This is a genomic window from Actinobacillus indolicus, assembly GCF_004519515.1.
Classification (GTDB): Bacteria; Pseudomonadota; Gammaproteobacteria; order Enterobacterales; family Pasteurellaceae; genus Glaesserella; species Glaesserella indolica_A.
The window spans coordinates 1,810,485-1,825,361 of sequence record NZ_CP038145.1 but is presented as its reverse complement, the minus strand read 5'-3'; the positions used below and the strand labels follow the sequence as shown (position 1 = coordinate 1,825,361).

The window sequence follows — 14,877 nt, the reverse complement described above, 5'->3', positions numbered from 1 at the left end:
GAAATTTGCAAAAGTTACACAAAAAGAAAACAGGATAACCATTGGCTATCCTGTCTATTGAACTATACTGGACTGTATAAATTCACTTGGCTCAACTCAGCCATTTTTTCCACATAGTTTTTCACCTTCGGCGGGAAGGTCAATCCTTTCACACAAGTTAAATTGCGTAGCATTGGGAATAGCACAATATCTTCTAAAGAGAGCTTGCCGTTTACAGCTTCAGGCGAAACGATAAGGTTTTCCAAAGCGGTCAGATCTTGCGTTAATTTTGCAATATATTCTGCTGAACGAGAGAGATTTTCAGCGAAATCGCCGATAAATTCCGTTTTCTTCGCCACAAAATAGTCAATCGCACTTTGGGTTTTGTACTCATCTAAACCCAGCTGAACAAAGCGAGGCAATAATAGATGATTATAGTAACTGCCGACTTGCTTAATCCACTCATTGATTTCAGGGCGAATGTCGTCTGCAAGCAGTTTGTCACCGTAGTTTTCATCCACATATTTCACAATATCCAGACTTTCAGGCATTGCAGAACCATCTTCCTTAACTAAAATTGGTACGACTTTTTTTCCGACTAAGCCAATAGGGGTCGGTTCATCGTCATTCAATAGGGTGATAAATTCGACATCTAGCTTTTTCAAGCCGAAAATCATTCTTGCACGGACGCAAAATGGGCAATGATCGTAAATATAGAGTTTCATAGGATCTCCTTTGTTGCTTTATCCATTATGTAATGTATCAAAAATCGTTTCCGCAAGGGAAGCGGAAATCCCCGGTACAGACTGAATTTCTTCTAAAGTCGCGTCTTTCACCCCTTGCATACCGCCAAGATATTTCAGTAAGGCTTGACGACGTTTAGCCCCAACGCCAGCGATGGATTCTAAACCACTTTCGGTAAAGGCTTTTTGCCGTTTTTTACGGTGTCCGCTAATGGCGTGGTTATGGGATTCATCACGGATATGCTGAATTAAATGTAACGCTGGGCTGTCTGGTGGCAAGTGGATTTCCTTGTCCGATTTGCTGATCAGCAAGGTTTCTAGCCCAGCTTTACGTTCTACGCCTTTTGCTACGCCGATGAGTAATGGTTTGGATTTATCCCATTCCACTTTGAGATTGGCAAAAGTTTCTAATGCTCGGTTCAACTGCCCTTTTCCGCCATCAATAAAGATAATATCGGGGATTTTTTCAGGCGGAAGCGGTTTATCGTAACGTTTGAGCAGAGCTTGTTCCATCGCAGCATAATCATCGCCCCCCGTAATGCCTTCAATGTTGAAACGGCGATAGTCGGATTTTAGTGGTCCATTTTCATCAAAGACTACACAAGAAGCGACGGTTTGTTCGCCCATCGTGTGACTGATGTCGAAACATTCCATTCTTGCAATTTTTGGCAAAGAAAGCACCGCTTGTAAGGCTTCATAACGGGTTTGAATACGAGCGTCTTGCTTGAGTTGTAAGGTCAATGCCGCCATTGCGTTCGTTTTGGCAAGGGCGAGATAACGGCTTTTTTCGCCACGCACCTTATCGGTAATACTCACTTTATGTCCTGCCTGTTCCGACAATACCTTTTCTAAGGCTTCCACTTCGCTCACGGGGTGATCAATAATGATTTGGTGCGGAATGGTGCGATGTTGGTTCATCTGTAAATAAAACTGCCCGATAAAAGTATCGCTTAATTCGGCTAGTTCCGTATGGTTCGGCACTTTGGGGAAGTAGCTTCGGCTACCTAACACTTTCCCTTGTCGCACAAACAGAATATGTACGCAAGCAATGCCGTGTTGATAGGCAATCGAAATAATATCGAGATCGTCCAAGCGTTCGTTCGAGACAAATTGCTTTTCAGTGACCGCTCGTACCTGCTGAATTTGATCTCGAAAACGGGCAGCAGCTTCAAAATCTAAATCTTCCGCAGCCTTTTCCATTTTGCCGATCAAATGTTCGATCACTTGCTGATCTTTGCCTTGTAAAAACAAGCGGACATATTCCACCTGCTGATCGTATTCTCGTTGGGAATAAACCCCTTCCACGCAAGGAGCAAGGCAACGCCCGATTTGATATTGCAAACAAGGACGAGAACGGTTTTTGTAGTAGCTGTCTTCACACTGACGGATCGGAAACAGTTTTTGGAGCAGATTTAAGGTTTCTCGCACCGCCCCTGCATTTGGGTAAGGTCCAAAATATTCCCCAGCAATTTTTTTGCTCCCCCGAAAGCTGGCTAAACGTGGGTGTTGGTGTTTGGTGAGCAAAATATAAGGGTAAGATTTATCGTCACGAAGCAACACATTGTATTTCGGTTGATTTTCCTTAATGTAATTGTGTTCCAACAGTAAGGCTTCGGTTTCCGAATGGGTAATGGTGGTATCAATATGAGCAATTTGCGATACCAAGGCTTCGGTTTTTCGGCTGGCAAGATTGCTACGAAAATAGCTGGATAGGCGTTTTTTTAAATCTTTAGCCTTGCCGACATAGATAATCGTGCCTTTATCGTCATACATACGATAAACACCAGGCTTATGTGGCGTATCGGCAAGAAATTGTTTGGAATCGAATTTTGACATAATCAACATTTCCCCCTTTGAAAATGGGGGAGTAAGGGGGATTTAAGATTTTAATAAACTGCCTTTAGATGCTTTCAAGTATTGCAACATCGACCAAATGGTTAAAATCGCAGCGATATAAAGCAAGGCAAACGCAGTATATTCCATCCACGGTGCTTGTCGCCATAACAAACCGCCCAAAGCTAACATTTGCGCTGTGGTTTTCACTTTGCCCCAAATCGACACCGCCACACTCGCCCGTTCGCCTAACTCAGCCATCCACTCACGCAACGCCGAAATAATAATCTCACGGGCAATCATAATGCCTGCTGGAATAGTGATCCACCAAGTATGGTAATATTCGACCACAGACACCAATGCAATCGCAACTAAGACTTTATCTGCCACAGGATCTAAAAATGCCCCTAGGCGGGTGGTTTGGTTCCACTTGCGAGCCAAATAGCCGTCAAACCAGTCGGTGATTGAAGCAATAAAAAAAATCAACGTGGTAATTTCAGCAGAATATTGAATAGGCAAGTAAAACGCTACAATAAAGAGCGGAATTAATGCGACACGAAACAATGTGAGATAGGTTGGAATGTTGAGTTTCATTTTTATAGAATCAAGAGAAATACTGGCGATATTCTATTAAAAGCAACCAAAAGAAGAAAGAGCAAGCGGTAAGATCTTAGTAAATTTTTACCAAAATCTTACCGCTTAACAATTCACCCACTATTTTTTCTTCGTTTTAGGCGTTTCTTTTTCCATTTGCTCTACACATAAGTGAAGAATTTGATCCGCACCTTCTTGGATATATTTATCGTGACGGACTTTGTTCGCTTTGAGATCTAACATTGCATCGTGAATACCTTGGGTAATACTTGGTGCTTGAACCATTGACCAGCAAGTTGGACTTAAACGGTTAAAGTTACCTTGAAGTTCCGCCGCATAAAGTACGCCGCTGTAATAAGCATATACGTTATGATCTAACATACGGTTTAATAAACTTGCACGAATTTGTTCAATAGGTAAGGTCACTTTTTTATTAAACCAATCATCCACACCGTGCATAAAAGAATCAATGTCATAGCTTTCATTAACACGATCGGCATAAGTTTGCCCTGTTGCACCATAGGCAATCGCATAAGATTTTTGGTCAATTTCCGAGTCTGATAAACGTTTCCAACCGCTTGTTTTAGAGCTACAAGCCGCAACAAATACTAAAGTTGAAATCACTAATGCTATTTTGAATAAAGATTTCATCGCTTACTCCTTATTTTTCTTTATCTAAAAAGTGCTACAATTCTAACAAATTATTCGATCAATTACTCTAAACATTTTAAGGACTCGCAATGAAACAATATCTCGATCTCTGCCAACGTATTGTCGAACAAGGAAAGTGGGTTGAAAATGAGCGTACTGGTAAGCGTTGTTTGACCGTGATTAACGCTGATTTAACCTACGATGTGGCAAAGGGTGAATTTCCCCTTGTGACTACACGCAAAAGTTTCTGGAAAGCAGCGATTGCGGAATTACTCGGCTATATCCGTGGCTATGATAATGCCGCAGATTTCCGTCAGCTTGGGACAAAATCGTGGGACGCAAATGCCAATGAAAATGCAGCTTGGCTGGCGAACCCACACCGCAAAGGCGAAGATGATATGGGACTGGTTTATGGTGCTGTCGGACGAAACTTCCCGAAAGTTGGTGGTGGAAGTATCGATTTGTTGCGTCAAATCGTTGATGATCTGAAGCGTGGTGTCGATAATCGTGGTGAGATTTATACCTTTTATCACCCTGGGGCTTTCCATTTAGGTTGCCTACGCCCGTGTTTACACAGTCATCATTTTTCATTGTTGGACGGCACGCTTTATTTGAACAGCACCCAACGCTCTGCCGATGTTCCACTCGGTTTAAACTGGAATATGATCCAATGTTACACTTTTCTTGCGTTAATGGCACAGATTACGGGGCATCAAGCAGGGCAAGCGTTCCATAAAATTGTGAATGCTCATATTTATGAAGATCAGCTGGAATTAATGCGAGATGTGCAACTGAAACGCACGCCATTTAAAGCTCCAACACTCAAAATCAATCCAGATATTAAATCTCTAGAAGATTTAGAAACTTGGGTGACATTGGCGGACTTTGAAGTCGAAGGCTACGAGTTTCATCCAAGTATTCAATATCCTTTCTCTGTGTAATTCTCTCGGGGCAAATCGTGATTTGCCCCTTTCTTTTACTACAAGCGGTCTGATTTCCCACTTTTTTTTACAAAATTGTTAATATCCCACTATTTTTTTATGGAATTTATGGCACAATACACGCCTTTTTGAAAACCATTATTATTTTAAGGGATATAACAATGAAAAAATTTCTCGCCCCATTTTTAGTCGGTGGTGTTGCAGCGTTGGCGGTTCACTATTTTCAAGGTGATAAAGCTACAACGCCAGAAGCCACAAAGCCAACTGAGCCGACAACTCAAACACAGCAAAATGATGAACTTGCTTTGGCAACGGTGGTTGCCCCTTGGGAAATCAATAGCCTTGATCCGAACCAGACAGGGGTGATTTTTCAACGTATGAATTTAGCGGAAACCTTAGTGGAAGCGAATTTACAAGGGGAACTCGTTGCAGGGTTGGCGACAGAATGGAATAGCAATGATGATGCGACCCTTTGGACCTTTAAACTGCGTCCGAATGTCACTTTCCACAATGGGCAACCTTTAACGGCACAAGCGGTGGCAAACAGCTTAAATATTGCATTGGCAAAACCGGGAATGTTGCAAAAAGCCTTTATTAAAGATATTCAAGCGGTCAGCCCGACAGAAATTCAAATTACTTTAACCAAATCTTTTGTGCCGTTTCCGTCTTTTTTAACACACTACACGGCGATTATTCTTGCCCCTGAAAGTTATAACGACAAAGGGGAAGTGACCCAAGTGATCGGCACGGGGGCGTTTAAAGCGACCAAAATTGAAGCACCACAAAAATTGGAAGCGGTACGTTTTGAGCAGTATTGGGGCAATAAGCCAAAACTGGCTCAAGCGAACTACCTTGCAAGTAGTCGTAGCGAAACTCGAATGCTGATGGCACAAAGCGATAAATCTGCGTTGGTATTTAACCTTGATACCGCCAGTGTTGAGCGTTTGAAAACCGATCCGAATTTGAACTTAACCAGTGTGTCTATTGCTCGTACCATTCAACTCAAAATGGACGTGGCAAAACCGTTCTTTAATGATTTAGTGGTGCGTAAAGCCTTAAGTGAAGCGATTGATCGCAAAGCGATTGCGGAATATGTATTAAAAATCGAAGGTGGCGAAGCCGATCAAATTCTGCCGAAAGCCTTTGCGGAATGGCGAATTGATACGACAACGGCAAAACCTGATCTTGCAAAAATCAAAGCAGATCTGACCGCTCGTGGTTATGAATTTAATAGCGAAGGCAAGCTGACCAAAGACGGCAAGCCGTTTAGTTTTACCTTACGCACTTTCTCTGATCGCCCTGAATTGCCGATGATTGCGACGATTTTGCAAGCTCAGTGGAAACAGATTGGTGTTGATGTGAATGTGTCTGTCGGTAACTTCAGTGAAATCCCTGCTGGACATCAAGACGGCAGTTTAGAGATGGCACTTTATGCGTTAAATTATGGTAAAACCTTAGATCCTTTTGGCGTTATCGTACAGGATTATGCCAAAACAGGAAGCGATTGGGGTGTGATGAATTGGCAAAATGCGACATTAGACAACGCCTTAACCCAGCTTGAAACCGAACGTGATCCGCAAAAAGCGAAGGCGTTAAAACAGACGGTGAGCCAAATTATTAACGATGAACTGCCGATTATTCCTGTGGTGTATTATCAGCAAAATGTGGTAGCACATAAAGACGTGAAAAATGTGACTTTAGATCCTTTTGAAAGACGGTTCTTTTTGGAGTTGTTGAGCAAATAAAATGTAGGGACACACTGCGTGTGTCCGCTTAAAAACCCACAATTCTCGGACACACGCAGTGTGTCCCTACAACGAATTTTAAGGATTTACCCCCGTGCTTTCTATTTTATTCAGACGACTATCCCAGATCCTTTTGGTGATTTGGTCGGTCGGGACTTTGACTTTTATTTTAACTCGGCAACTGTCGGGTGATATGGCATATCGTATTGCGGCAAGTCGCTATGGTTATGATCAAACCGATGCCACTGCAGCAGAAATGGTGCGAGCAGAACTTGGGTTGGATCAACCTTGGTGGCAGACCTACGGCAGTTGGTTAGCGGATTTAGTACAGTTTAACTTAGGCAAATCGTTAGTCACAGGCGACAGCGTTTGGCACGAAATCGAACATCAATTCGGGCATACTTTTAGTCTCGCCGTGGTAGCCTTACTGCTAGCCTTGCTGATCGGTCCCACCTTAGGCGTATTATCGGCGCGTAAACCTAACGGCGTATTTGACCGCTTGACCTTAGTCTTAAGCAGTCTATTCCGTGCTGTGCCGGCTTTTATCATTGCGATTGGATTGATTACGCTCTTTTCCGTTCAGTTGAAATGGCTACCTGCAGGCGGATACGGCACGGCATTGCATTTTGTCTTGCCTGCACTCACCTTAGCGATAGGGTTAAGTGCCGTTTCGGTGCGTGTGACACGTCAAGCGATGGTGCAGGTGATGCAATCCGATTACTATCAATTTGCTCAACTCAAAGGTTTAAGTCGTTGGCAGACCTTTGTGCGACACGGGATCCCGAATATCGCCGTACCGGTGATTGCTTATCATAGCGTACAACTGGTTTACCTGATTGAAGGGGTGGTGATCGTTGAAAGCCTTTTTGCTTGGCCGGGAAGCGGACACGCCTTAGTTCACGCCATCATTGCACGAGATGTGCCGATGATACAAGGTACGGCATTAGTGATGGGGGGATTATTTGTGGTACTCAATATGCTCGCCGATCTGCTTAATGCGTGGATTGATCCGCGTATTCGTGAAGGGGGAAGCGTATGAAATTAACCGTTGGACAACGTTGCGGAGCCTTGTTACTGCTACTGTTACTCGCCACTGCATTTTTACAGCCTTATTTCTACCCGATGGATATTGGTTTTCAAGATCTCAGCAATATGTTGGCAAGCCCTGACGCTGAAAGTTGGTTAGGCACCGATCATTTAGGGCGAGATATGTTTGCCCGTCTTGCCTCTGCCATTCGCCTTTCATTCGGTTTATCGCTGTTTAGTGTCGCTTGTGCATTGGTGGCAGGCTTGTTATTCGGTATTCTGGCTGGATTATTTGGCGGTTGGTTAGATCGCCTGTTTAGCTTTATCTGTGATTTGGTGATGGCATTACCGGGTTTATTGCTGATTTTGTTGTTTGCTTCGCTTTCCCCTGGTTCATTTTGGACACTCTATTTAGGCATTGCCTTAGTTATTTGGGTTGAATTTTTCCGTGTTATTAGGGCGATCACCAGTACCCTTGCGTCCAGCTCAGAACTGCAATCTTCTCGCCTGATGGGAATGCCTTGGTTTTATTGCATTAAACGTCACCTATTTCCCCGTTTATTGCCGATGGTTGCAACATTAACCGCATTTTCAATCGGTAATGCGATTTTAGCTCTTGCAACATTGGGATTTGTCAGCGTGGGACTGCGACCGCCTACGGCTGAATTGGGACTGATGATGACAGAGCTGTTCCCCTATTACTATCAAGCCCCACTGATTTTCCTACAACCTGTGATTGCTGTGTTCCTATTGGTATTTAGCTTGCAGTTGTTGGCGGGGAAGGTGAGGTAACCTTCGTAAGGACACACTGTGTATGTCCTAAGTTTAGAAAAAAGTAGGGACGCCACGCTTGGCGTCTATTTAATTAAGATTTTCGTAAAAATAAATTTAGCGGACGCCAAGCGTGGCGTCCCTACATTTTCTTTATGTTAATCATCAAGTTACATCGTTTTTAGGCACATACAGTGTGTCGCTACATTTACAGAGAAAACACCGTGTCATTACTCAAAATAACTAACGTCACTGTTCAAACACTCGATGGCATTGAGCTGGTCGAGCCGATCAGCTTTTGTCTTGAACGTGGCAAAAACATCACCATTTTAGGCGAAACAGGCTCAGGGAAAAGCCTATTAATTCAAGCAATTATGGGGGCGTTACCACAAGGCTTAACCGCAAGCGGTGAGATTGTGGTGGAAAATTGCAAAATAGACGGGCAATCCGACCGCTTGCAATCTCTTTGGGGCAAAACCTTAGTGATGTTGCCCCAAGAGCCACGCCGTTCATTAAACCCACTGATGCGAATTAGCCGACAACTGTGGGAAAGTTTTCGTTTTGTCGCTGGCTTAAGCCAAAAGAATGCGGAAAAAGCGAGCGAGATTTCTTTAACTCAACTGGGTTTATCTCAAGCTCAACAACGCTATCCACACCAACTTTCAGGCGGTATGGCACAGAGAGCTTCCTTTGCGATAGCGACCGCATCAGGGGGGAAAATTCTGCTTGCCGATGAACCCACCAAAGGGCTTGATCCGAATAGCAAAGCGGAAGTGATTAACTTGCTGAAACAAGCCTATGAAACAGGCGGTGGCTTGCTGACGATCACCCACGATATTGAAGTGGCGACCGCTCTCGGTGGCTACATTTTTGTTATGAAAAAAGGCAAATTGATCGAGCAAGGCGAAGCGGAACAACTACTAAACCAACCGCAAGCCCCTTATACTCAAGCCTTAATCGGTGCAGATCCGCAACATTGGCAACCTTTGGCGGATTTGCAACATTCTACGCCTAAAACACCGCTTGTTTCTGTCAAAAATTTAACGGTCGCACGGAGAACAAGAACGCTGTTCAAACAGCTTTCTTTTGATTTACACCAAGGCGAAATTTTAGGCATTGTCGGACACAGTGGCATAGGCAAAAGCACCCTTGCCGATGTGCTTTGCGGACTACTCAAACCGCAATCGGGCGAAGTGATTTGGCATAGCCACAGCCATAAAAAACATCAAGTGCTAAAATTGTATCAAGATCCGCCCGAAGCCTTTGCACCGAATGTGAGCTTGCAACAATTATTGGACGATGTGATCGAGCATCATCATCTTGACCGTTCACAAATTCCAGCTCTATTAGCACAGCTCGCACTGTCGCCTGACATTCTGCAACGCAACGCCGATAACGTATCGGGTGGCGAGTTGCAACGGGTTGCAATTTTACGAGCCTTGCTACTTGAACCAGTGCTACTATTTGCCGATGAAGTGACTTCTCGCTTAGATCCGATTACTCAACAAGAAACGATCAAATTGCTGATTGAGCAATGCCGAGCGAGAAATTGCGGATTAATTATTGTCAGCCACGATCCGTTTTTGATTGAACGAAGTTGTGATAAAGTGATTAATCTTGAAAACTATCTCTAAATCACCGACTATGTTCAAAGAAAAACCGATCATTTCAAATCAGCACGGCGCTTTAGTTATGGCGTTCGTGCCTTTTCTTTACGGCATTTTTGAAAGCCATTGGGTAACGGCACATCTTTGGTTAGGGCTAAACTGGCTGTTTATTTATCTTTTTTCTTATCCGTTTTTAGCCATTTTCAGTAAGAAAAATAACGAAAAATATAAGCGTTGGGCGTTGATTTATGCACTCATCAGTGCCCTTTTTGCCTTTCCGCTACTATTAACTCAATTTTCCGTTTTGCAATTTTTATTGCCGATCTTACCGCTTGTTGCGGTGCAAATTCATTATGCAAAACAGAAAGATGAACGCAATTTAATGAACGACATCGCTGGTATTTTAACCTTCGGCGTGATCGGTATGGCAAGTTTCTATTTGGCGACTCAACAATATAATTTTGCAATCCTACTCCACCCTACGCTGTTTTTTATTGCTACAACCTTCTATGTTAAAAGCGTAGCAAGGGAGCGGAAAAATCCCCGTTATCGTCAACTCAGTTTAGCCGTGCATATTGTATTGGGGTTAAGCTATGTGGCAATGAGCGATTACGGCATTGCCTTTGCTTATTTGGTTGGCTTACTACGAGCCGTGATTGTGCCGAAGCAAAATTTAAACATTAAACAGGTGGGGATGTTGGAATTTGCGGTTGTGGCTATCTTTGTACTGGGGCTTTGTGTTTAAAGGCGGACACAACAGTCCGCCCTACAACCACATTTAATTTTAGTAATCCAACTCGTCTTTATGTAACTGATAGTCTGCTTTGAGCGCATGGATTAATTCAACAAAATCATCCGGTAACGGCGCATGCCATTCCATTAATTCACCGGTAATCGGATGATGTAAACGCAACATAGTCGCGTGTAGCGCTTGGCGTTTGAAATTACGCAATACGTCCAAAAACTCTGGTGTTGCGCCTTTCGGTGGGCGTGGGCGACCGCCATAAAGTTGATCGCCTAACAATGGGTGGGCGATATGCGCCATGTGAACACGAATCTGGTGGGTTCTGCCCGTTTCCAAACGTAAGCGTAAACGCGTGTAATTACGGAAACGTTCCATAATGCGATAATGGGTGACGGCAGGTTTACCCATTGGATGTACCGCCATAGCAGTACGCTTGGTCGGGTGGCGAGCCATTGGTTCGTCCACTTTTCCACCTTGGGTCATAATACCACTGGCAACCGCTTCATATTCACGGGTAATTTCACGTTTTTGTAGTGCTGTGACTAAATGGGTTTGTGCAGGAATCGTTTTAGCCACCACCATTAACCCCGTCGTATCTTTATCTAAACGATGCACAATACCTGCACGTGGCACTTCGGCAATTTGCGGATAGTGATGTAACAACGCATTCAGTACCGTGCCATCAGGATTACCCGCCCCTGGGTGAACCACTAAATCTACTGGTTTATTGATCACTAAAATATCATCATCTTCATAGACAATATTTAACGGAATATCTTGCGGTTCAAATCGTACTTCTTCTTCGACTTCTGCCTGAATTTCAATCAATTCTCCGCCAAAGACTTTTTCACGTGCTTTGTTCACAATTTTGCCGTTCACAGACACCTGATCATTTTCGATCCAGACTTTGATACGTGAACGTGAATAGTCGGGGAATAATTGCGCAAGAGCTTGGTCTAACCTTGCGCCTAATAAATCTGAAGTCACTTCAGTTTGTAAAGTAATTTGTTGAGTCATTAATGATAAAATTCCAAATTATGTTTTCTTATTGTAAAATACAGGCATTTTGTATGAACTTTGCAAACAATGCCGAGTCATATAGCATTGTACATTAACTTTAAGCTCGCAGACACTTTTTATAGGTAAAATCATTATGCGTAAATTATCTTCCGTAGCATCACTTGTTCTTGCTGGACTTTTAATCGTAGGTTGTTCTAGCTCTTCTAAAGAAAATGAATTTGCAGGTATTCCTGCTCAAGATCTTTATAGTCAAGGGCAATCATACCTTCAAGAAGGTGATTATACGAATGCCATTCGTTATTTAGATGCCGTAGATGTACGTGCAGCTCAAGGAGCTTATGGTGAACAAGTACAACTAAGCTTAATTTATGCAAATTATAAATTAGGTGAATATTATAAAGCATTAGATGCTGCGGAACGCTTTGTTCGAGCTTATCCAAACAGTGCAAGTATGGACTATGTTTATTATCTTGCAGCATTAAGTAACGCTCGTCTAGGCGATAACTGGATTCAAGATTTCTTTAGCGTAAATCGCTCTTCTCGTGCAGTAGAAAGTGTTAGAAATGCTTACGGTAGCTTCCAAACACTCGTTCAACAATATCCACAGAGTCAATATGCACAAGATGCACAAAACTGGATGGCATATTTAAAAAATCGTTTAGCAGAACACGAGTTAAAAATTGCTGAATACTATATGGAACGCGATGCCTATGTTGCTGTTGCTAACCGTGTAGAAGAAATGCTCCGTTTCTATCCAGATAGCCGTGCAACAAATGAAGCGTTACCATTATTACAACAATCTTTTGAAGCGATGGGTATTCAAGATTCTGCACAGAAAGTCGCAGCAATGATTGAAGCGAATAAAAATAAAGAATTTCCAGAAGCGACTAAACCTGCTTATGGTGAGCAGTTCTAATTACTGACACATAAAATAGCTAGCGTATTTACGCTAGCTATTTTTTATCTCCCCTATTGTGATTCGCAAATTTTTGCTTAAATCTCACCGCTTGTACTTTTCAGATTCCCTCTCAAGCTAATTTCAAGTAAAATAACCCACAATTTTTGTCAGAAAAGGAATGTATATGTCCACACAATTTGTTTACACGATGCACCGTGTCGGAAAAGTCGTTCCGCCGAAGCGTCATATTTTGAAAGACATCTCATTGAGCTTCTTCCCTGGGGCTAAAATTGGGGTGTTAGGTTTAAATGGTGCAGGTAAATCTACCCTGTTACGCATTATGGCTGGGATCGATAAAGAGATCGAAGGGGAAGCTCGTCCACAACCCGGGATCAAAATCGGTTATCTTCCGCAAGAGCCAAAATTAGATCCGCAACAAACCGTACGTGAAGCCATTGAAGAAGCGGTTTCAGAAGTGAAAAATGCACTCACTCGTTTAGATGAAGTTTATGCAGCTTATGCCGATGAAAATGCGGATTTCGACAAACTTGCAGCTGAACAAGCACAATTAGAAGCGATTATTCAAGCTCACGATGGTCACAATTTGGATAACCAGTTAGAACGTGCGGCAGATGCGTTACGTTTACCGGATTGGGACGCTAAAATCGAACATCTTTCAGGGGGTGAACGCCGCCGTGTGGCACTTTGCCGTTTGTTGCTCGAAAAACCGGATATGTTGTTATTAGACGAACCAACCAACCACTTAGACGCAGAGTCGGTGGCGTGGTTAGAGCGTTTCTTACACGACTATGAAGGCACGGTAGTAGCAATTACCCACGACCGTTACTTCTTAGACAACGTGGCAGGCTGGATCTTAGAGCTTGACCGTGGTGAAGGTATTCCTTGGGAAGGTAACTACTCTTCTTGGTTAGAGCAAAAAGAGAAACGCTTAGAGCAAGAACAAGCGACGGAAAATGCTCGCCAAAAATCCATTGCCAAAGAGTTGGAATGGGTACGCCAAAATCCGAAAGGTCGTCAAGCAAAAAGCAAGGCGCGTATGGCACGCTTTGAAGAGCTTAATTCAGGCGAATATCAAAAACGTAACGAAACTAACGAACTCTTTATTCCACCTGGTCCACGCTTAGGGGATAAAGTAATTGAAGTGAGTAACCTAACTAAATCTTATGGCGACCGTACTTTAATTGACGATTTATCTTTCAGCATTCCGAAAGGGGCGATTGTGGGGATCATCGGGGCGAACGGTGCAGGTAAATCAACCTTATTCCGTATGCTTTCAGGTCAAGAACAACCAGATAGCGGTTCAATCGTGATGGGAGAAACGGTGGTGCTTGCCTCTGTAGATCAGTTCCGTGATGCAATGGACGACAAAAAAACCGTATGGGAAGAAGTCTCAAACGGACAAGATATTTTAACCATCGGCAACTTTGAAATTCCAAGCCGTGCTTATGTTGGACGCTTTAACTTCAAAGGCGTGGATCAACAAAAACGTGTCGGCGAATTATCAGGCGGTGAGCGTGGTCGTTTACACCTTGCGAAATTGTTACAAGCGGGCGGAAACGTCTTATTATTAGACGAACCAACCAACGACCTTGACGTTGAAACCTTGCGTGCGTTAGAAAATGCGATCTTAGAATTCCCTGGCTGTGCAATGGTTATCTCGCACGACCGTTGGTTCTTAGACCGTATCGCCACCCACATTTTAGATTACGGTGATGAAGGTAAAGTAACCTTCTACGAAGGTAACTTCTCAGACTACGAAGAGTGGAAAAAGAAAACCTTTGGTGCAGAAGCCACTCAACCACATCGTATGAAATATAAGCGTATTGCGAAGTAATTAAACATTATTCCGTAGGGGCAGATATATCACTCTGCCCTTATAATAGAAAAAGTTAACTATTTAAAAATAAGGACAAACAATGGAAACTATCGAAAGAATCCAAAAACAAATCAGCGAGAACCCAATTCTACTTTATATGAAAGGTTCACCAAAATTCCCATCTTGCGGTTTCTCTGCTCGTGCAGTAGAAGCGGTAATCAACTGCCAAGTGCCTTTTGGTTATGTTGATATTTTAACTAACCCAGATATTCGTGCAGAACTACCAAAATACGCAAACTGGCCAACTTTCCCACAATTATGGGTAGAGGGTGAATTAATCGGCGGTTGTGACATCGTGCTTGAGATGTTCCAAAAAGGCGAATTACAAGCGTTATTAAAAGAAGTTGCTGAAAGACATCCTGCTTAATCAGATCAAAAACACCGCTAACAAGCGGTGTTTTTCTATCTATTTTTTACAAGGCAGAAT

14 protein-coding genes are annotated in these 14,877 nt (G+C 43.1%); 9 read left to right on the top strand and 5 right to left on the bottom strand.

Annotated elements, in window-relative coordinates; genetic code table 11:
- Positions 1 to 62: 62 nt before the first annotated feature.
- From grxB to EXH44_RS09060, 4 genes are all read right to left on the bottom strand, one after another.
- Positions 63 to 704, bottom strand: a complete 642-nt coding sequence (gene grxB / locus EXH44_RS09075; RefSeq protein ID WP_162857177.1) for a glutaredoxin 2 — start codon at positions 702 to 704, stop codon at positions 63 to 65.
- Positions 705 to 722: 18 nt separating this feature from the next.
- Positions 723 to 2,558: an excinuclease ABC subunit UvrC gene (gene uvrC / locus EXH44_RS09070; RefSeq protein ID WP_162857176.1), complete on the bottom strand. Its 1,836-nt coding sequence runs from the start codon at positions 2,556 to 2,558 to the stop codon at positions 723 to 725.
- 42 nt (positions 2,559 to 2,600) lie between these two features.
- Entirely contained in the window at positions 2,601 to 3,149 is a 549-nt protein-coding gene (pgsA, locus tag EXH44_RS09065) for a CDP-diacylglycerol--glycerol-3-phosphate 3-phosphatidyltransferase (RefSeq protein WP_135673039.1), read from the bottom strand.
- A 120-nt stretch (positions 3,150 to 3,269) separates the two neighbouring features.
- Entirely contained in the window at positions 3,270 to 3,800 is a 531-nt protein-coding gene (locus tag EXH44_RS09060) for a hypothetical protein (RefSeq protein ID WP_162857175.1), read from the bottom strand.
- A gap of 89 nt (positions 3,801 to 3,889) precedes the next feature.
- Here EXH44_RS09060 and EXH44_RS09055 point away from each other — a divergent pair, with 89 nt between their 5' ends.
- The 6 genes from EXH44_RS09055 (at position 3,890) to EXH44_RS09030 (ending at position 10,635) form a co-directional block, all read left to right on the top strand.
- Positions 3,890 to 4,741, top strand: coding sequence for a thymidylate synthase (locus EXH44_RS09055; protein WP_162857174.1), 852 nt, complete (start codon positions 3,890 to 3,892; stop codon positions 4,739 to 4,741).
- Between the two features lie 161 nt (positions 4,742 to 4,902).
- Positions 4,903 to 6,486, top strand: coding sequence for an ABC transporter substrate-binding protein (locus EXH44_RS09050; RefSeq protein ID WP_162857173.1), 1,584 nt, complete (start codon positions 4,903 to 4,905; stop codon positions 6,484 to 6,486).
- A gap of 94 nt (positions 6,487 to 6,580) precedes the next feature.
- Positions 6,581 to 7,525, top strand: coding sequence for an ABC transporter permease (locus EXH44_RS09045; RefSeq protein WP_162857172.1), 945 nt, complete (start codon positions 6,581 to 6,583; stop codon positions 7,523 to 7,525).
- Positions 7,522 to 8,304 (top strand): ABC transporter permease, encoded by a 783-nt coding sequence (locus EXH44_RS09040; protein ID WP_162857171.1) that lies wholly within the window; start codon positions 7,522 to 7,524, stop codon positions 8,302 to 8,304. The genes EXH44_RS09045 and EXH44_RS09040 overlap by 4 nt, the downstream gene beginning before the upstream one ends.
- A 203-nt stretch (positions 8,305 to 8,507) precedes the next feature.
- Positions 8,508 to 9,917 (top strand): ABC transporter ATP-binding protein, encoded by a 1,410-nt coding sequence (locus tag EXH44_RS09035; RefSeq protein WP_162857170.1) that lies wholly within the window; start codon positions 8,508 to 8,510, stop codon positions 9,915 to 9,917.
- Between the two features lie 10 nt (positions 9,918 to 9,927).
- Positions 9,928 to 10,635, top strand: a complete 708-nt coding sequence (locus EXH44_RS09030; protein ID WP_162857169.1) for a YwiC-like family protein — start codon at positions 9,928 to 9,930, stop codon at positions 10,633 to 10,635.
- 39 nt (positions 10,636 to 10,674) lie between these two features.
- Here the strand turns inward: EXH44_RS09030 and rluD are convergent, their stop codons facing one another.
- Positions 10,675 to 11,652 carry a 23S rRNA pseudouridine(1911/1915/1917) synthase RluD gene (gene rluD / locus EXH44_RS09025; protein ID WP_162857168.1) on the bottom strand — a complete coding sequence of 326 codons (978 nt, stop codon included), beginning with the start codon at positions 11,650 to 11,652 and terminating at the stop codon, positions 10,675 to 10,677.
- 136 nt (positions 11,653 to 11,788) lie between these two features.
- Between rluD and EXH44_RS09020 the strand changes: the two genes are divergently transcribed.
- The 3 genes from EXH44_RS09020 to grxD all read left to right on the top strand — a co-directional run bounded on the left by EXH44_RS09020 (position 11,789) and on the right by grxD (position 14,817).
- On the top strand, positions 11,789 to 12,571 hold the full coding sequence (locus EXH44_RS09020; protein WP_162857167.1) for an outer membrane protein assembly factor BamD: 783 nt from the start codon (positions 11,789 to 11,791) through the stop codon (positions 12,569 to 12,571).
- Positions 12,572 to 12,737: 166 nt separating this feature from the next.
- On the top strand, positions 12,738 to 14,408 hold the full coding sequence (gene ettA, locus EXH44_RS09015; protein ID WP_162857166.1) for an energy-dependent translational throttle protein EttA: 1,671 nt from the start codon (positions 12,738 to 12,740) through the stop codon (positions 14,406 to 14,408).
- Between the two features lie 82 nt (positions 14,409 to 14,490).
- Positions 14,491 to 14,817 carry a Grx4 family monothiol glutaredoxin gene (gene grxD, locus EXH44_RS09010; protein WP_157394119.1) on the top strand — a complete coding sequence of 109 codons (327 nt, stop codon included), beginning with the start codon at positions 14,491 to 14,493 and terminating at the stop codon, positions 14,815 to 14,817.
- Positions 14,818 to 14,877: the final 60 nt, after the last annotated feature.